Here is a 17,215-nt window from a genome sequence, read left to right as displayed (position 1 = left end):
CGCAGCGAGCGATGTGCGTTGCCTGACGCCAGACCTGCGTGAAAGCGTCCGCGTCTACCGTCGGGCAGCCTCATCGCAGGAACGTACGGCTCCGTGAAAGCGTAGGCGCATTCGACAAAACCTGTCAGTCCAGCGTCCTAAGGCCTCGTAGCTCCCAACTGCTTCCACATGGTGCGGGTGATTCTCTGCCGGTTGCTGTAACCGGCCCACGGGTCGTGTTTCAACTGACGCAGGCGTTGTTCAAGGTTAGTGATGTCCCACTGGGCAGAGGACGTGAGCCCCGGCAGTTCATCAAGCGCAATCGGCACCGACACCGGTAATCCGGGCCGGGCGCGCACCGAATAGGCCGTGACCGTGCTGCCGCCGCGGCTGTTGCGCAGGTAATCGACAAAGATGCGGCCAACCCGGTTTTTCGGCCCCATGGTGGCCGTAAAGCGTTCGGGCAGTTGTCGGGTCACGAATTCGGCGATGGCTTTGGCAAAACCTTTGACCGTATCCCAGTCGGCATGCCGGGCAAGCGGCACGACAATGTGCATGCCCTTCCCGCCGCTGGTCTTCAGAAACGCGTCAAGGCCCAGCTCGTCGAGTACCGCCAGCACCATTTGCGTCGCTTCGAGCATGCTGCGCCAGGGCAGCGCCGGGTCAGGATCGAGGTCCAGCACCAGGTGGTCGGGGGTTTCGATTCGATCGCGGGTAGCACCCCAGGTGTGCAGTTCAACAGTCCCCATTTGTGTGGCCCCGACCAACGCCTGAACGGTATCGATTTCCATCAGCGCGGCATGGTCCGGGTCGAGCTGGCGGTCCAGTTGACGGATGTGGGGAATCGCCAGGCGCTCGGAATGTTTCTGAAAGAACTGCTCGCCCTCAATCCCCTCGGGACAGCGCAGCAGTGCCACCGGACGCTTGCGCAGATACGGCAACACCCACTCACCAATCGCTTCATAAAATTGCGCCAGTTCGATCTTCTGGGTGCCTGTCTTGCTGTCGATCACTCTATCGGGATGGCTGATGCCGACACCTGCCACCGTGACTTTGCCGCGCGCCGTTTTAAACGCGGCAGGGCTGTCGGCAGGCTTTGCTTTCCCAGGCTTGCCAGCCTTGGGGCGACTGGCGAGCTGCGCAGGTTGCGGGTATTCACGCACCACTTCACCTGCGGACTTGTCGCTGCGCAGCCCCACGAACGCGGCCTGACGCAGGATCCCCTCACGTGTCCACTCGGCGAACTCCGCCTCGCAGATCAGTTGTGGCGCTACCCACTGCACGCCACGTCCTTGCGCCGAGGTGAGTTTCCTGTCCAGCGGCGAAGTTTCACGCGCCAGTGGTTGCAGCTGCTCATGCAGTTTTTTGAGGGTCAAGTCGTTGAAACCGGTTCCGACCCGCCCGGCGTAAACCAGGCCATTGTCGTCGTTGACCGCCACCAGCAACGCTCCGAATCCCGAGCGACTGCCTTGCGGTGCTGTGTAGCCGACGATGACAAACTCCTGACGCAATCGGCATTTAAGCTTGATCCAGTCGGCGTTTCGCTTGCTGACATACGGACTGCCGGCACGCTTGCCGATCACGCCTTCAAGGCCCATCGCGCTGGCGCTCTCGATGATGTCCTTATGCCCCGAACGAAAGGCGTCGGAAAAGCGCAGCAGGCGGCTGCGTTGTGTGCCGAGTACTTGCCCCAGCGCATCACGACGCTGCTCGACGGGCACCTCGCGCAGGTCCTCGCCGCTCAGATAGGGCATGTCGAACAGGTAGTAGAGAATGCCCTTGCTACGCCCGGTCTCGAACGCATTCTGCAACGCCTGAAAGTCCGGCAGGCCTTCATCATTGAGCACTACGACTTCGCCATCAAACCAGGTGTCCTGCAGTTTCAGGGCCTTGATCGCCTTGGCCAGCTCAGGCAATCGATCAGTCCAGTCGTGGCCGTTGCGCGTGAACAGGCGCACCTCCTCGTCTTGAATGCGCGTCAGGATCCGGTAGCCGTCGAACTTGATCTCGTACAGCCACTCGCCAGCAGGCGGTGCCTCCACCAGCGTGGCGAGTTGCGGGGGCAATAATTCGGGGAGCGCGTTCTTTGTCTTGGCACGGGACTTTTTCGCCTGGGCAGAGGCTGCGCCAGTCTTCGTCGAACGAGCCTTGGTCGCCGTAACTCGCCCGACGCCGACCTGCGCTCCGCTGATCACACTCAGCGGCTGTTGCTCGGTAATGTCGTATTCGTCGGCAGGGCGGGCAATCGCGTCCTTTTCCTTGATCAACAGCCACTGTTCCTTGCTGCCGCTGCCTTTGAGCCGGGTGCGGACCAGCGCCCATTCACCGGTCAGTTTTTCCCCGATCAGGGTGAATTTAAGCTTGCCCTCCTCGTACGTTTTGCGCGGATCACCATGAGGTTCCCAAACCCCGCGATCCCAGACGATCACGTCGCCGCCGCCATACTGGCCCTTCGCAATGCTGCCCTCGAAGCTGGCGTAATCCAGCGGATGATCCTCGACATGCACTGCCAGACGTTTTTGAGTGGGGTCAAGGCTCGGCCCTTTCGGCACTGCCCAACTCTTGAGCGTGCCATCAAATTCAAGGCGAAAGTCGTAATGAAGATTACGCGCGTCGTGCTTCTGAATGACGAAGCTCAACGCGTGATTCTTTGCTCTGCGCTTCTTGCCAGGGGTCTCGGCAGGTTCCGAGGTAATCCCGAAATTGCGTTTGCGCATGTACTCGCTGACAGGCTTGGACATGGTCGATGTCTCCGTACGGCTCAGGACGCCTTGCCGGTCTTCTTGCGAGCCGGCGCTCGGCGCTTGGCAGTTGCCGCAGGCTTGGCACTGTCGCTGCTGGATGTTTTTTCGGCAGCCTTGGTTTTCGGCGCAGACCTGGCCGCCTTGCTTTTGCCTGAACCGCCCTTGCTCGCACTGCCTTTACCGGCGAGGCTGCGGCGCAACAGGTCGGTCAGGTCGATGACGTCGGCGCTCTTGCGCTCCTCCTCGCCCGGATCGGTCTCGATGTCCTGAATCTTGCCCTGCCGTGCCTTGGTTTCGACCAGTTGCATGATCTTGTCCTGAAAGGTGTCGCGATACTCTTCCGGCTTCCAGTTTGCGCTCATGTCCTTGACCAGGCGCCTGGCCATGTCGCGTTCGCTCTTGTTCAACTGCACATCGGTGACGGCGTCACTCAGGTCCAGGTCATCAAGCTCGCGCACATCGGCAGGCCAGCGCAGCATCACCAAAACCAGCGCTGACGCCAGGGGCATGACCGCGGCCAGATGCTCCTTGGTATGCAACACCACATGGGCCAGCGCTACTTTCCGGGTGTCGTGCAGGGTTTCACGCAACAACGCGTAGACCTTTTCGCCACGCTTGTCAGGTGTCAGATAGTAAGGCGTATCGATGTTCTGCAAAGGGATCTGCTGGCTGTCGACAAAACCGAAGATGTCGATGGTCTGAGTCGACTTGGGGTGCGCGGCGCGGATCTCTTGCTCGCTGAGCACCACATAACGGTCTTTTTCGTACTCGACGCCCTTGACGATGTTCTCGCTGGAGACTTCCTTGCCAGTCACCTTATTGACGCGCTTGTAGCCCACCGGGTCCATGCTGCGTTTGTCGAGCCAGTCAAAGTCGACGCCTTTGGATGATGCCGCCGAGATCAGCGCCACCGGTATATGTACCAGCCCGAAACTGATCGCACCCTTCCAGATTGCCCTTGCCATTGCCTGACTCCCGTTGGACGTAGAAAAGTGACAGGCCTGGATGGGCAAAGTTTCGGCTGGATGACGAGCGCCTTGATGGCCCGGTAATCAAGAGGGTTTGACTGACATATAACCTAACAATCTAAAAATATGGATTAACGTTCTTTTACGGAATAAATCCGAGTGTCTATAAATGGCGTCACCTCGAAGCGCTGTTGGCCCACTGTTGGGGAGCCAACACCAGCCTTCACAGACTCAGACCCGGCTGACCACTCAAGGATTTGTCATGAACGTTTTCTGGTTTCTTCCGACTCACGGCGACGGCCACTACCTGGGCACCACCAAAGGTGCGCGCCCGGTCACGCTCAACTACCTCAAGCAAGTGGCTCAAGCGGCTGATGATCTGGGTTACTACGGCGTGTTGATCCCCACCGGACGCTCCTGCGAGGACTCCTGGGTGATCGCCTCGGCGCTGGTGCCGCTCACCGAGAGGCTGAAATACCTGGTTGCGATTCGCCCGGGCATTATTTCCCCTACGGTGTCGGCACGTATGGCCGCCACGCTGGATCGCCTGTCTGGCGGGCGGCTGCTGATCAACGTGGTGACCGGCGGCGACCCGGATGAAAACCGTGGCGATGGCAGCTTTCTCGACCACAGCGAGCGTTATGAAGTCACCGACGAGTTCCTGAAGATCTGGCGTCGCGTGCTCCAAGGCGAAGCCGTGGACTTCGAAGGCAAACACCTGCGCGTGCAGAACGCCAAGGCGCTGTACCCACCGATTCAGAAACCGTATCCGCCGTTGTATTTTGGCGGCTCCTCGGACGCCGCTCATGACCTGGCAGCCGACCAGGTGGATGTGTATCTGACCTGGGGCGAGCCCCCAGCGGCCGTCGCCCAGAAACTGGCCGATGTGCGCGAGCGTGCGGCGCGCAAGGGACGGACCGTGAAGTTCGGTATTCGCCTGCACGTTATCGTGCGCGAAACCAGCGAAGAAGCCTGGAAAGCAGCCAGTACGCTGATTGAACACATCAGTGACGAGACCATCGCTGCGGCACAGAAATCATTTTCACGCTTTGATTCCGAAGGGCAACGCCGCATGGCCGCCCTGCACGATGGACGTCGCGACAACCTGGAAATCGCGCCCAACCTTTGGGCGGGCGTTGGCCTGGTGCGCGGCGGGGCTGGCACAGCGCTGGTCGGCAACCCTGAAGAAGTGGCCGCGCGCATCAAGGAATACGCAGACCTGGGCATCGAGAGTTTCATTTTCTCCGGCTACCCGCACCTGGAAGAGGCCTATCGTTTCGCAGAACTGGTGTTTCCGTTGCTGCCGGAACCTTATGCCAGTCTGGCGGGACGCGGCATCACCAACCTGACCGGCCCGTTCGGCGAGATGATCGCCAACGATTTGCCGCCGCAGGCCAAGTGATGTCAGTGCAACTGCTGACCCTGCCGCACTCGCCTGCGCTGGCCACCTCGATCAGGGCCACTGCGCAGGTGTTCGAAGACCCCAAGTCACGAGCCCTGCTGGAGCATGTTCGACAGGTCGCACCGAGCGACGCCAGCGTTTTGATCATTGGCGAAACGGGCACCGGCAAGGAACTGGTCGCCCGGCATGTGCATGAACTCAGCGCGCGCCGCGACAAGCCATTCGTGGCGGTTAACTGCGGCGCGTTTTCCGAAAACCTGATCGAGGCAGAATTGTTCGGTCACGAGAAAGGCGCGTTCACCGGCGCTGTCGGGGCCAAGGCCGGGTGGTTCGAAGAGGCCAATGGCGGCACGCTGTTTCTCGACGAGATCGGCGACCTGCCCATGAGCCTTCAGGTCAAGCTGCTGCGCGTGCTTCAAGAGCGCGAGGTGGTGCGCCTTGGCTCGCGCAAGAGCATCCCGATAGATGTGCGCGTGCTGGCCGCCACCAACGTGCAGCTGGAAAAAGCCATCAACGCCGGGCATTTCCGGGAGGACCTTTACTACCGACTGGACGTGGTCAATCTGGAGCTGAGCCCGCTGCGTGAACGACCGGGTGACATCCTGCCGCTGGCGCTGCACTTCATTCAGGTCTATAGCCAGCGTCTCAGGCATGGCCCGATTCAGGTAAGCCCCGAGGCCGAGCACAAGCTCAGAACCTACAGTTGGCCAGGCAATATCCGCGAACTGGAAAACGTGATTCATCACACGCTGCTGGTCTGCCGCGACGGCGTGATCCAGCGTGATGATCTGCGCCTGTCCAACCTGAGAATCGAGCGTCAGGACGAGTACTCCCACCACGAAGAATCCCCGGAACAACTGTTGAACCGGGCCTTCCAGAAACTGTTCGAGGAACAGGCCGGCGCCCTGCACGAAAAAGTCGAGGACGCCCTGCTCAGGGCCGCTTACCGTTTCTGCCACCATAACCAGGTGCACACCGCCAGCCTGCTGGGACTGACGCGTAACGTCACCCGCACCCGTCTGATCAGGATCGGTGAACTGGCCGTCAACAAACGCAGGCCGGGCGAGTCGCTTCAGGGTGACCGGATGCTGCACCTTTCCGTGTAATCCGCTGTGTCGCTCAAGGACGAGCCGATACCTGCCCCATCATCCGAAAGCTGCCAAACGTCGCACTCGTGGCCCGATAGCGGCGCATCATCACGTGCAGGTCCATCTCGCGGGTTTCGACGTTAAGCCCAGCGTCTTCGCACTGAGGCCTGGATTGCCAGAGCACAAGGTGCAACACCCGCAGACCGTCTTCGCTGGCCTGCACGCTTGAGCTGATGAAGCCTGGGCAGGTTGACGTAAATCGGTCGTCTCGTGCTATCAGGGCCTTGATCAATTCAAGCTGATGCTGTGCATCGACGACAAACTCCACGAGTTGGCTGTAGGGCTGGTTGTGTGGCTGCTGAGTAACGAATGATGCCATGACGCTCTCCCCGCTGGGCGCTGTTGCTACCAAAGTGCAGGCAGGGTAAAACCTCTACTTAACTAGAGGTCAAGCGAACGGTGTGGACATGAACACTCATTCCGAAAAAAAATCGACCGCAATGCTGACGGTGGGCCAACTGGCAGCGCGCAGCGGTGTGGCGGTGACAGCCCTGCATTTTTACGAAACCAAAGGCCTGATCAGCAGCCAGCGTAATGCTGGCAATCAAAGACGCTATCCAAGAGAAACGCTGCGCCGCGTTTCGTTGATCAAGGTCGCGCAGCGCCTGGGCATTCCGCTGGCAAGCATTCATGCCGCGTTTCAGAACCTGCCCGAAGGACGCTCGCCGAGTGCTGCTCATTGGCAGAAGCTGTCCGAACAATGGAAAGCTGAGCTTGACGAACGGATCAGCAGCCTGATCGCCCTGCGCGATCAACTGACGGGCTGCATCGGCTGTGGTTGCCTGTCGATGGACGCCTGCCCGTTGCGCAATTGGGGAGATGAACTGGGCAAGCGCGGCGCAGGTGCCCGCCTCCTGGAGCAGCCCTGAGGCCTCCTGTGTCAATCCGCGAGATGAAGGGCCAGTGCCTTGGCCTGAATCGCCACATCGGTAACGGCTGTGCTTTCCCACCACATGCCCCGCAACGGCGGGCCCATGGCGAACAGACGTGGCGAATAGTGGCCTTGTGCGTCGAGTACCGCACCGTGAGCATCGGCAGCGATGCCCAACGCCAAGGGACCTGGCTGAATCATTCCTCTGGCAAGCAACTGGCGCGGCAAGGGCCGGTCCACACGACGCCAGTCGTATTCGATGCCGGTGGAGTTGATCAGTGCATCACCGGTAACCTGCGATGGCAGTTCATCGCCTCGATAACGCAGCCTGACCTGCACCTGTCCTGACGCCAGGGTCGCGACGCCTTGCAGCGATGCCGCCTGGATGGACAGGCGCCCTTCCCTGACCAATCGCGCCAGCAACGCCGCACTCGGTGGCGGCGAGCGATGGTGATGGCTTTCCCACCAGGGACGCACGTGGCGAACGAACTGCCGACGCTGGCTGTCGGACGCCTGATTCCATAGCCTGCCGATATTGGCGCGCACGGTGTCCAGTGGCGCCTGCCAGTCGATGCCGCTCTCGATCGCCAGTTCACATTGCTCACGTACCTTGCGAACCAGCTGCCGGGTGCTGCGAAGGCTGTGGTCCTGCCCGAGAAAATCCGACCACTCTGGTGGCTGACGCCTGACATGCGGCAATAATCCATGTCGGGAGTAGACCTGAATCGGACCGCGATGCCCGGATTCCTGCAAAGACACCACTGCATCGACCATGGTCAGCCCGGAACCGATGATCAGCACCCGCGCCTGAGGATCGAGCCGGCGCATGGCCGCGACGTCCCACGGGTCGAGCGCAGCGGTATTGAGTTCATTGGAGTCGCGCCGGGGCGTTCGTGCTGCGGCATACATGCCCGTGGCCAGGACCGCGAAGCGCCCCTGCAACTCCCGGCCATCGCCCAGCGTCGCACACAGCCCCTCGGCATACGTCTGCAAGTCGACGACCTCGCCACGCACGTGCTCCAGGACTGAACCGTGGGCCGCGCCCACCACCTGGGCTTCGCGCAAACGTTGCTGTACATAAAGCCCGAACACTCCGCGTGGCGGGAACAGCTCGGCAATGGGCACCTGTTGCCCGGCGGCCTCGGGCCACCCGCCGTCGGCCAGGTACTGGGTCAGCCACCGCGTCAGATCGTCGGCATCGTCCGGGTCGACACTCATGCGCGCCGCATTGCCGTTGAGCGTATGCCCCAACTCAGTCGCGCTGTAGGCCTCGCCGCGTCCCAGTTCCGGCCGGGTTTCGACGATCAGGATTCGACGTGGCCCCGGCCTGCGCAGCAATTGCACGGCAAGCATACTGCCACTCAGGCCGCCGCCAATGATCAGAACATCGGCAGTCGGGTGCTTGTCTTCGATCATCGAACGTGGCCTCGGCGAGTGCTGCGGTGAGTGAAAGTCGGTGCGCTACAGCACCACGTTGCGCACAAAGCGCAGCGTCTCGGTGCCTTCATTGCAATAGCGGTGTGGCTGGCTGCTGGGGAACATGTAGAACTCACCAGGGCCGACTGACCGGGCCTCGACGGACTCGGCAAACCGAATCATCAGGTGACCTTCGACGACATAGACCTGCTCGCTCCAGCCCTCAGGGTCAGCATCGGAGGCGTACAGGTCGCCCGGCTCCAGGCAGAATTCCCACAATTCCACCTCCCGCCGGGCGTTGGCCTTGGCCAGCAATACCGCCTTGCTGCCATGGATCGCACCCGCCCACGCCAGTTCGTTGATACGACTGTGGTCACGGATATCAGGTGCCTGGATCAAATCACTGAAGGCAACCCCGAGCCCTTCGGCCACACGATCGAGCGTGGCCAGGCTGACGTTCTTTTCTCCAGCCTCAATGGCTACCAGCATCCGTCGACTGACGCCGGACCTCTCTGCCAGAGCGGTCTGGCTCAAGTCTGCGGCATTACGCAAACGTCGCACGTTCTGGCTGACGTGCTGCAAAACCGGGGCGCGCGGGGAATTTTCTTTGTCCATGGGAGTGCTTATCCGAATCAATTGCGCATTATACTGCACACTTTCGCGACGCTATTGTGTGTCAACGCCCTCGTCACAAAGATCACGGGATCTGGAAACGACATGAAGTCTATCAGCCGTACACCCCGCATCAGCAAGGCAGAAGCCGTACTTATTTTCATTACCATGCTCTGGGGCGGCACCTTCCTGCTGGTCCAGTTTGCCATGACGATCAGCGGCCCGATGTTTTTCGTCGGCCTGCGCTTCGCGGCGGCAGCTCTGTTCGTCGCGCTGTTCTCGATGAAGATCATGCGCGGACTGACCCTGTTCGAACTCAAGGCAGGGGTGTTCATCGGCACGGCCATCATGCTCGGCTATGGCTTGCAGACCATCGGCCTGCAGACAATTCCAAGCAGTCAGTCGGCCTTCATCACCGCCCTCTACGTGCCCTTTGTACCGCTGCTGCAATGGATGGTGCTGGGGCGTCGTCCAGGCTTGATGCCCAGTATCGGGATTGCGCTCGCGTTCACCGGCCTCATGCTGCTGTCTGGCCCGCAAGGCGCATCGCTGCACATGAGCGCCGGCGAAATTGCGACGTTGATCAGCGCCGTGGCCATTGCCGCAGAAATCATCATGATCAGCGCCTACGCCGGTCAGGTGGATGTGCGCCGGGTCACAGTGGTTCAACTGGCAACGGCGTCGGTGCTGGCCTTTCTGATGGTGGTGCCCACGCAAGAGAAGCTGCCGGAGTTCTCCTGGTTGCTGGTGCTGATCGCTGTCGGCCTGGGCGCAATGAGCGCCATTATTCAGGTTGCCATGAACTGGGCACAGAAAAGCGTCTCTCCCACTCGTGCGACCGTCATTTATGCGGGTGAACCCGTGTGGGCCGGTATTGTCGGACGACTGGCTGGCGAGCGTTTGCCGGGTATCGCGCTGTTGGGTGCGGCACTGATCGTGGTCGGTGTGATTGTCAGTGAGATGAAGCGTCGTCCTGCGCCCGTTGAACAATCGGGCTTGGAAGAGGACGGTGTGAAAAAGCCGGACGGACCGGTTTGACCGACGCTGCAACTGACATCAGACGTCTTGATGATGGCTTGTAAATCGCTGCCAGACATTTTTTGTAGGAAATTTAAAAAACTGTCCCTTTGGTATCGAAGTGTCTGGCACGTATGATGCTTGACATTTCCCTGCAGATTAGAAGCCTATGTCCCTGATAGTTCTACTGCTTCTGCCTTTTATCGGCAGCTGTCTGGCGGCCTTTTTGCCGCACAATGCGCGTAACGCAGAATCCCTTCTTGCGGGCCTCGTCGCCCTGATCGGCGCAGTCCAGATGGCGCTGTGGTTTCCGCAGATTGCCGACGGCGGCGTGATTCGTGAAGAGTATTTCTGGCTGCCCAGCCTGGGCCTGAATTTCGTCCTGCGCATCGACGGCTTTGCCTGGCTGTTCTCGATGCTGGTGATGGGCATCGGTGCTCTGGTGTCCTTGTACGCGCGCTACTACATGTCCCCGGATGATCCGGTGCCGCGCTTCTTCGCGTTTTTCCTGGCATTCATGGGGGCCATGCTCGGCCTCGTCATGTCCGGCAATCTGATCCAGATCGTGTTTTTCTGGGAATTGACCAGCGTCTTCTCGTTCCTGCTGATCGGTTACTGGCACCATCGCGCCGATGCACGGCGCGGCGCGTACATGGCGCTGATGGTCACTGGCGCCGGTGGCCTGGCGCTGCTGGCGGGGATGATGATCCTGGGCCACATCGTGGGCAGCTATGATCTGGACCGCGTTCTGGCCTCCGGCGACGCGATTCGCGCCCATGCGCTGTACCCGGTGATGCTGACGCTGGTCCTGATCGGCGCGCTCAGTAAAAGCGCGCAGTTTCCGTTCCACTTCTGGCTGCCCCACGCCATGGCCGCACCGACACCGGTCTCGGCGTACCTGCACTCGGCAACCATGGTCAAGGCCGGGGTGTTTCTCATGGCGCGCCTGTGGCCCGCCCTGTCAGGCACCGAACAGTGGTTCTGGATCGTCAGCGGTGCCGGGGCCTGTACACTGATTCTTGGCGCTTACGCGGCGATCTTCCAGAACGACCTCAAGGGCCTGCTGGCCTATTCGACCATCAGCCACCTCGGCCTGATCACCCTGCTGCTGGGCCTCAACAGCCCGCTGGCTGCCGTCGCTGCAGTCTTCCACATCCTCAACCACGCCACCTTCAAAGCTTCGCTGTTCATGGCAGCGGGCATCATCGACCACGAAAGCGGCACTCGGGACATCCAGCGCCTCAGCGGACTGATAAGGCTGCTGCCCTATACCGCGACGCTGGCCATGGTCGCCAGCGCCTCCATGGCCGGCGTACCGCTGCTCAACGGTTTTTTGTCCAAGGAAATGTTCTTCGCCGAAACGGTGTTCATTTCTGCCACGGCCTGGGTTGAAATCGCCCTGCCGGTGGTGGCGACCATCGCGGGTGTGTTCAGCGTGGCCTATTCGTTGCGCTTCACCGTGGACGTCTTTTTTGGTCCGGCCGCCAAGGATCTGCCGCACATGCCCCATGAACCACCACGCTGGATGCGTGCGCCGGTGGAATTTCTGGTACTGGCCTGTCTGGTCGTCGGCATCTTTCCAGCTCAATCAGTTGCGCCTCTGCTCGCCGCCGCCGCGCAACCCGTGGTGGGCGGTACGTTGCCCGAGTACAGTCTGGCGATCTGGCACGGCTGGAACGCCCCCATGATCATGAGCCTGGTGGCCATGGCGGGCGGCATTCTGCTCTACCTGTTGTTGCGCAACTCTCTCAAGACCGACCGATTCCCGGTCCCGCCGCTGGTAGGACGCCTGAACGGCAAACGCTTCTTCGACCGCAGTCTGGTGGTCGTGATGCACTGGGCGCGACGTTTCGAGCGCAAGGTCAGTACGCGTCGGTTGCAGCCCCAATTGTTTCTGCTGGTGCTCGCGGCTGTCGTCGGCGGCTTCATTCCCATGTTCTTCAATGGCCTGACCTGGGGCGACCGCCCGAAGATTCCAGGGTCCGGGGTCTTCGTGACCCTGTGGCTGATCGCAATCGTCTGCGCGCTGGGTGCAGCCTGGCAGGGTAAATACCATCGCCTCGCCGCCCTGATCATGGTCAGCGTGTGCGGACTGATGACCTGCATCACGTTCGTGTGGTTCTCGGCACCGGATCTGGCGCTGACCCAACTGGTGGTTGAAGTCGTGACCACGGTATTGATCCTGCTCGGTCTGCGCTGGCTGCCAAGGCGTAACGAGGACGTCGCTGCCACCAGTACACGCCTCAAAGCCCGCACTCGCCGGGTCCGTGACTTCGTGCTGGCAGTCATGGTCGGTCTCGGCATGGCGATCCTGTCGTACGCCATGCTGACCCGTCAGACGCCCAATGCCATTTCTTCGTTCTACCTGAGCCGTGCCCTTCCGGAAGGTGGCGGCACCAACGTGGTCAACGTGATGCTGGTCGACTTCCGGGGCTTCGATACCTTCGGCGAGATCACGGTACTGGCAGCCGTGGCCCTGACCGTGTTTGCCTTGCTGCGCCGCTTCAGACCGCCCAAGGAAAGCATCGCGCTGCCCGCACAGCAGCGTTTGCTGGCGCGTGACGTGGTGACCGACCTGATCAACCCGCGCAGCGCCAGCGATACCGCACTGGGCTTCATGATGGTGCCCGCCGCGCTGGTCCGCCTGCTGCTGCCAATCGCCTTCATGATCTCGATGTATCTGTTCATGCGCGGTCACAACCAACCGGGCGGCGGTTTTGTCGCCGGTCTGGTGATGTCGGTAGCGTTCATCCTGCAATACATGGTCGCAGGCACTCAGTGGGTCGAAGCCCAGATGAGCCTGCGACCGCTGCGCTGGATGGGTACGGGGCTGTTGTGTGCGGTGCTGACCGGCGCAGGTTCCATGGCGCTGGGCTATCCATTCATGACCACCCACACCGCGCATCTGCACCTGCCGATCCTGGGCGACCTCCACTTCGCCAGCGCGCTGTTCTTCGACGTGGGCGTCTACGCGGTCGTCGTGGGCGCAACGCTATTGATCCTGACCGCCCTGGCTCACCAGTCCGTGCGCAGCCATCGCCCGACCCTGCTGCCCAAGCCTGTTGCCAACCCGCAAGGAGCCCTCTGATGGAAGAAGTCATTGCAATTGCCATCGGCGTACTGGCCGCGTCAGGCGTCTGGCTGATGCTGCGCCCCAGGACCTTTCAGGTCGTGATGGGGCTGTGCCTGCTGTCCTACGGCGTCAACCTGTTCATCTTCAGCATGGGCAGCCTGTTCATCGGCAGGGAGCCGATCATCAAGGACGGCATTCCACAGGACCTGCTCAACTACACAGACCCCCTGCCGCAGGCGCTGGTGCTGACCGCTATCGTGATCAGCTTCGCCATGACGGCACTGTTTCTGGTGGTTCTGCTCGCTTCCCGAGGCCTGACCGGCACCGACCATGTTGATGGCCGGGAGCCGAAGGCATGAGCTGGCTGAATCAACTGATCATTGCGCCCATTCTGCTCCCCCTGCTGACCGCCGGACTGATGCTGTGGCTGGGCGAGAAGCACCGCCCGCTCAAAGGCCGAATCAATCTGCTGTCCAGCATGCTGGGGCTGGGCATTTCCATCGCGCTCATGCTCTGGGTGCAGAAAAGCGGCACCAGCGGCTCCATCGGCGTTTATCTGCCAGGCAACTGGGGCGTGCCCTTCGGCATCGTGCTGGTGGTCGATCACCTGTCTGCCCTGATGATGGTACTGACCGGTATTGTCGCCGTCTGCGCACTGCTGTTCGCACTGGCGCGCTGGGACCGGGCCGGGGCCAGCTTCCATGCCCTGTTCCAGATTCAGTTGATGGGGCTGTACGGCGCATTCCTGACGGCGGATCTGTTCAACCTGTTCGTGTTCTTCGAAGTCCTGCTGGCCGCCTCTTACGGCTTGATGCTGCATGGCTCGGGGCGGGCCCGGGTTTCGTCGGGGCTGCATTACATCTCCATCAACCTGCTGGCCTCCTCACTGTTTCTGATCGGGGCTGCGCTGATCTACGGTGTCACGGGCACGCTTAACTTCGCTGATCTGGCAATAAAGATCCCGCAGGTTTCGGCAGCCGATCAGGGTTTGCTGCATGCCGGTGCGGCCATTCTGGCCACCGCATTTCTCGCCAAGGCCGGGATGTGGCCGCTGAACTTCTGGCTGGTGCCGGCGTACTCCGCCGCCAGCGCTCCGGTTGCGGCGATGTTCGCGATCATGACCAAGGTCGGCGTGTATACCCTGCTGCGCCTATGGACACTGCTGTTCTCGGGTCAGGCCGGTGCGTCTGCGTTTTTCGGTGGCGACTGGCTGATCTACGGCGGCATGGCGACCATCTTCACGGCAGCCATCGCGATCATCGCGGCACAGCGACTGGAACGTATGGCCAGCCTGAGCATTCTGGTGTCGGCAGGCATTCTGCTGTCGGCCATCGGCTTCGCACAGCCGAGCCTTACCTCAGGCGCGCTGTTCTACCTGGTCAGCTCGACCCTCGCCCTGAGCGCCATGTTTCTGCTGGCCGAGCTGGTCGAGCGCTCGCGCTCGGCCAACGAAATCCCCCTGGAAGAAGATGTGGATCAGTTGCCGCGTTCGCTGGAATCGCTGCATCCGCCTCCGGGCACCAACCTGGATGAGCAACAGAAAGTCGTGGTCGGGCAGGTCATTCCGGTCACCATGGCGTTTCTGGGCCTGAGCTTCGTGATCTGCGCGCTGCTGATCATCGGCATGCCACCGCTGTCGGGCTTCATCGGCAAGCTGACGCTGCTCAGCGCACTGATGAATCCGCTCGGCCTTGATGTGGCGCAGGATGAAGCGCTGTCACTCCCGTCCTGGATGCTGATCACCCTGCTGATTTTTTCCGGGCTGGCGTCACTTATCGCCTTCTCAAGACTGGGAACTCAGCGTTTCTGGACGCCGTACGAACGTCCCTCGCCGGTACTGCGCCGCAATGAATGCCTGCCGATCATCATTTTGCTGGGCCTGTGCGTCGCCCTGACGTTCAAGGCCGAACCCCTGTTGCGCTACACGCAGGACACCGCAGCAGCGCTGCATGAACCCAAGCAGTACGTGCAGTCGGTTCTGGCTGCGCGTCCAGTGCCGGGCCCCAACAGCAACGCGGGCACACCGGAGGTACAACCATGAAGCGTTTGTTCCCTGCGCCGGTTTTTTCGCTTGCCCTGTGGGTGCTGTGGCTGGTTCTGAACCTGTCGATCAGCCCTGGCCAGCTGTTGCTCGGTGCCGTGCTGGGCTTTCTCGCGCCGCTGCTGATGGCACCCTTGCGGCCAATGCCGGTGCGCATTCGAAAGCCCGGCACAATCCTGAAGTTTCTGCTGATGGTCGGACGCGACGTGGTGGTTTCCAACCTGCAGGTGGGCCTGAGCGTCTGGAAACTCAAGCACCGTCCACCGCGCTCGGCTTTCGTACGGGTACCGCTGGACCTGCACAATGCCAACGGCCTGGCCGCTCTGGCGATGGTGACGACCGTGGTGCCCGGGACGGTCTGGTCGGAGCTGGCGCTGGACCGCAGCGTGCTGCTGATGCATGTCTTCGATCTGGAAGACGAAGCGCAATTCATTGAGCACTTCAAGACTACGTATGAGCGCCCTTTGATGGAGATCTTTCAATGAGTGCACTGCTCGACAACGCCATCCTGATCAGCCTGCTGATTTTTGCGCTGGCCATGGTCATTACCCTGCTGCGCCTGCTCAAGGGCCCTTCGGCCCAGGACCGCGTCCTGGCGCTGGATTACCTCTACATCACGGCCATGCTGATGATGCTGGTGCTGGGCATACGCTATGCCAGCGATACCTATTTCGAGGCGGCGATGCTGATCGCCCTGTTCGGCTTCGTCGGCTCGTTCGCCCTGGCCAAGTTCCTGCTGCGCGGAGAGGTAATAGAATGACCGGCCTATCGTTGCAAGTGCCCTTCTGGGCCGAAGTCCTGACAGCCGTGCTGCTGGTCGCCAGCAGCCTGTTCACCCTGACCGGCGCGCTGGGGCTGCTGCGCCTGAAAGACTTTTTCCAGCGCATGCACCCAACCGCCCTGGCCTCGACGCTGGGGGCATGGTGCGTGGCCCTGGCGTCGATCATCTACTTTTCTGCACTCAAGTCCGAACCGGTGATTCACGCCTGGCTCATCCCTGTCCTGCTGGCGATAACGGTCCCGGTCACGACACTGTTGCTGGCTCGCACCGGCCTGTTTCGCAAACGCATGGCGGGCGAGGATGTGCCCGCGGAAGTCAGCGGCGGGCGTACCGAAGGTGAATCAGCAGGCAGTTGAAGGGCCGTCCAGACTCGCCTTATTCGCTGGCCTTGAACGCGAGTTCGCCCTTGCGCCATTTGGCGGCCTTGCCAACGGCAGTCTTTAACGTCTTGCTCATGCCTGCCTGCAATTGTTCGGTGGCTGCAAAGACCATGAGCACGGTATGACCTTCCTTGAACACGATGCCGTGACCTTCGGCGGTGTCGACAAATGCGTATTCACCCAGACCGTAAACAGTCAGTTTGATCTCGCGAAACTTCAATTCAAACTTTCCGCCTTCGCGGCTGGGTAATACCGACGCCCGAAAATGATCGCCGACCTTGAGTTCAAGACGTGGTTTGTCATCAACGACCAGAGCAGTGTCGGTGTCGATTTCAGCGATATAAATGCCTTCGGCCGATTGTTCAACGACATACACGAAACGCGATTGAAATTGCTTGACCAACTGTGCACGCAAATCGCCGAGCACAAACAGAGCGTGGGTATCCAGGTTGCTTACAGCCAAAGTACAAACCCCCAAACGTGATAAATGAAGCTGCCTGGCATTCAGGCAGTTAAAAGTCGTTCATCCGTGTTGCCGCCGGGTGCGGCCAAGACCTGTTGATACGCTGCACCCCGGACTGCCGGGCAGGCCATCCGAGCCCCTGTGCAGGCTGGGCACGGATTCTACCGGCTCGCAGCATCAACGGGATATATGCCTTTTGTACAAACGATGTCGCGCACGCCGCACCTTCAGCCTGAAGACGCCGTCGTGACAACCGAAGAGTAGCTGAACAGGCAGAACCCGGCTTCTACAGGGCCCCTCAGCATGCAGAACATATCACC

General features: G+C 60.9%; 16 protein-coding genes. 10 read left to right on the top strand and 6 right to left on the bottom strand.

Features of this window, described 5'->3' with window-relative positions; all coding sequences use genetic code 11:
- Positions 1-137 precede the first annotated feature (137 nt).
- Both ligD and ku read right to left on the bottom strand, forming a co-directional pair.
- On the bottom strand, positions 138-2,720 hold the full coding sequence (ligD, locus tag BUB69_RS10140; protein WP_073165513.1) for a DNA ligase D: 2,583 nt from the start codon (positions 2,718-2,720) through the stop codon (positions 138-140).
- 20 nt (positions 2,721-2,740) lie between these two features.
- On the bottom strand, positions 2,741-3,688 hold the full coding sequence (ku, locus tag BUB69_RS10135; RefSeq protein WP_073165509.1) for a non-homologous end joining protein Ku: 948 nt from the start codon (positions 3,686-3,688) through the stop codon (positions 2,741-2,743).
- A 265-nt stretch (positions 3,689-3,953) separates the two neighbouring features.
- On the opposite strand from ku, the gene ssuD reads away from it, so the two are divergent.
- Both ssuD and BUB69_RS10125 read left to right on the top strand, forming a co-directional pair.
- Positions 3,954-5,093 (top strand): FMNH2-dependent alkanesulfonate monooxygenase, encoded by a 1,140-nt coding sequence (ssuD, locus tag BUB69_RS10130; protein WP_024689234.1) that lies wholly within the window; start codon positions 3,954-3,956, stop codon positions 5,091-5,093.
- Entirely contained in the window at positions 5,093-6,199 is a 1,107-nt protein-coding gene (locus BUB69_RS10125) for a sigma-54 interaction domain-containing protein (RefSeq protein WP_073165505.1), read from the top strand. The genes ssuD and BUB69_RS10125 overlap by 1 nt, the downstream gene beginning before the upstream one ends.
- Positions 6,200-6,212: 13 nt before the next feature.
- On the opposite strand, the gene BUB69_RS10120 is transcribed toward BUB69_RS10125, so the two are convergent.
- Entirely contained in the window at positions 6,213-6,560 is a 348-nt protein-coding gene (locus BUB69_RS10120) for a hypothetical protein (protein ID WP_073165501.1), read from the bottom strand.
- A gap of 88 nt (positions 6,561-6,648) precedes the next feature.
- On the opposite strand from BUB69_RS10120, the gene soxR reads away from it, so the two are divergent.
- Complete coding sequence (soxR, locus tag BUB69_RS10115; protein ID WP_122697930.1) at positions 6,649-7,110, top strand: redox-sensitive transcriptional activator SoxR; 462 nt, start codon at positions 6,649-6,651, stop codon at positions 7,108-7,110.
- 11 nt (positions 7,111-7,121) lie between these two features.
- On the opposite strand, the gene BUB69_RS10110 is transcribed toward soxR, so the two are convergent.
- Both BUB69_RS10110 and BUB69_RS10105 read right to left on the bottom strand, forming a co-directional pair.
- Complete coding sequence (locus BUB69_RS10110; RefSeq protein WP_073165495.1) at positions 7,122-8,528, bottom strand: FAD/NAD(P)-binding protein; 1,407 nt, start codon at positions 8,526-8,528, stop codon at positions 7,122-7,124.
- 45 nt (positions 8,529-8,573) lie between these two features.
- The gene (locus BUB69_RS10105; protein ID WP_073165492.1) at positions 8,574-9,143 is read right to left on the bottom strand and encodes a helix-turn-helix domain-containing protein; all 570 of its coding nucleotides are present in this window, start codon (positions 9,141-9,143) and stop codon (positions 8,574-8,576) included.
- A gap of 102 nt (positions 9,144-9,245) precedes the next feature.
- Between BUB69_RS10105 and BUB69_RS10100 the strand changes: the two genes are divergently transcribed.
- From BUB69_RS10100 to BUB69_RS10070, 7 genes are all read left to right on the top strand, one after another.
- Positions 9,246-10,178, top strand: coding sequence for a DMT family transporter (locus tag BUB69_RS10100; RefSeq protein WP_073165489.1), 933 nt, complete (start codon positions 9,246-9,248; stop codon positions 10,176-10,178).
- A 148-nt stretch (positions 10,179-10,326) separates the two neighbouring features.
- On the top strand, positions 10,327-13,245 hold the full coding sequence (locus tag BUB69_RS10095; protein WP_073165485.1) for a monovalent cation/H+ antiporter subunit A: 2,919 nt from the start codon (positions 10,327-10,329) through the stop codon (positions 13,243-13,245).
- On the top strand, positions 13,245-13,589 hold the full coding sequence (locus BUB69_RS10090; protein ID WP_024689242.1) for a Na+/H+ antiporter subunit C: 345 nt from the start codon (positions 13,245-13,247) through the stop codon (positions 13,587-13,589). Before BUB69_RS10095 ends, BUB69_RS10090 begins: the two co-directional genes overlap by 1 nt.
- A complete protein-coding gene (locus BUB69_RS10085; protein ID WP_073165481.1) occupies positions 13,586-15,271 on the top strand; it encodes a monovalent cation/H+ antiporter subunit D in 1,686 nt (561 codons plus the stop codon). Before BUB69_RS10090 ends, BUB69_RS10085 begins: the two co-directional genes overlap by 4 nt.
- Positions 15,268-15,756: a Na+/H+ antiporter subunit E gene (locus tag BUB69_RS10080; RefSeq protein WP_073165478.1), complete on the top strand. Its 489-nt coding sequence runs from the start codon at positions 15,268-15,270 to the stop codon at positions 15,754-15,756. The genes BUB69_RS10085 and BUB69_RS10080 overlap by 4 nt, the downstream gene beginning before the upstream one ends.
- Entirely contained in the window at positions 15,753-16,031 is a 279-nt protein-coding gene (locus BUB69_RS10075; protein WP_073165475.1) for a K+/H+ antiporter subunit F, read from the top strand. The genes BUB69_RS10080 and BUB69_RS10075 overlap by 4 nt, the downstream gene beginning before the upstream one ends.
- Positions 16,028-16,408 (top strand): Na+/H+ antiporter subunit G, encoded by a 381-nt coding sequence (locus tag BUB69_RS10070; protein ID WP_073165471.1) that lies wholly within the window; start codon positions 16,028-16,030, stop codon positions 16,406-16,408. The genes BUB69_RS10075 and BUB69_RS10070 overlap by 4 nt, the downstream gene beginning before the upstream one ends.
- Positions 16,409-16,427: 19 nt before the next feature.
- Here the strand turns inward: BUB69_RS10070 and BUB69_RS10065 are convergent, their stop codons facing one another.
- Positions 16,428-16,895 (bottom strand): hypothetical protein, encoded by a 468-nt coding sequence (locus BUB69_RS10065; protein ID WP_073165468.1) that lies wholly within the window; start codon positions 16,893-16,895, stop codon positions 16,428-16,430.
- Positions 16,896-17,215 lie beyond the last annotated feature (320 nt).

This window comes from Pseudomonas asturiensis, assembly GCF_900143095.1.
Lineage (GTDB): Bacteria > Pseudomonadota > Gammaproteobacteria > Pseudomonadales > Pseudomonadaceae > Aquipseudomonas > Aquipseudomonas asturiensis.
This window is presented reverse-complemented; position numbering and strand designations above follow the sequence as displayed.

Excerpts from the sequence above, each read along its gene's own strand:
- ku (WP_073165509.1), bottom strand. The coding sequence starts at position 3,688 with ATGGCAAGGGCAATCTGGAAGGGTGCGATCAGTTTCGGGCTGGTACAT.
- BUB69_RS10125 (WP_073165505.1), top strand. The coding sequence starts at position 5,093 with ATGTCAGTGCAACTGCTGACCCTGCCGCACTCGCCTGCGCTGGCCACC.
- ligD (WP_073165513.1), bottom strand. The coding sequence starts at position 2,720 with ATGTCCAAGCCTGTCAGCGAGTACATGCGCAAACGCAATTTCGGGATT.
- BUB69_RS10090 (WP_024689242.1), top strand. The coding sequence starts at position 13,245 with ATGGAAGAAGTCATTGCAATTGCCATCGGCGTACTGGCCGCGTCAGGC.
- soxR (WP_122697930.1), top strand. The coding sequence starts at position 6,649 with ATGAACACTCATTCCGAAAAAAAATCGACCGCAATGCTGACGGTGGGC.
- BUB69_RS10085 (WP_073165481.1), top strand. The coding sequence starts at position 13,586 with ATGAGCTGGCTGAATCAACTGATCATTGCGCCCATTCTGCTCCCCCTG.
- BUB69_RS10095 (WP_073165485.1), top strand. The coding sequence starts at position 10,327 with ATGTCCCTGATAGTTCTACTGCTTCTGCCTTTTATCGGCAGCTGTCTG.
- BUB69_RS10075 (WP_073165475.1), top strand. The coding sequence starts at position 15,753 with ATGAGTGCACTGCTCGACAACGCCATCCTGATCAGCCTGCTGATTTTT.
- BUB69_RS10070 (WP_073165471.1), top strand. The coding sequence starts at position 16,028 with ATGACCGGCCTATCGTTGCAAGTGCCCTTCTGGGCCGAAGTCCTGACA.
- BUB69_RS10105 (WP_073165492.1), bottom strand. The coding sequence starts at position 9,143 with ATGGACAAAGAAAATTCCCCGCGCGCCCCGGTTTTGCAGCACGTCAGC.
- BUB69_RS10110 (WP_073165495.1), bottom strand. The coding sequence starts at position 8,528 with ATGATCGAAGACAAGCACCCGACTGCCGATGTTCTGATCATTGGCGGC.
- BUB69_RS10100 (WP_073165489.1), top strand. The coding sequence starts at position 9,246 with ATGAAGTCTATCAGCCGTACACCCCGCATCAGCAAGGCAGAAGCCGTA.
- BUB69_RS10120 (WP_073165501.1), bottom strand. The coding sequence starts at position 6,560 with ATGGCATCATTCGTTACTCAGCAGCCACACAACCAGCCCTACAGCCAA.
- ssuD (WP_024689234.1), top strand. The coding sequence starts at position 3,954 with ATGAACGTTTTCTGGTTTCTTCCGACTCACGGCGACGGCCACTACCTG.
- BUB69_RS10080 (WP_073165478.1), top strand. The coding sequence starts at position 15,268 with ATGAAGCGTTTGTTCCCTGCGCCGGTTTTTTCGCTTGCCCTGTGGGTG.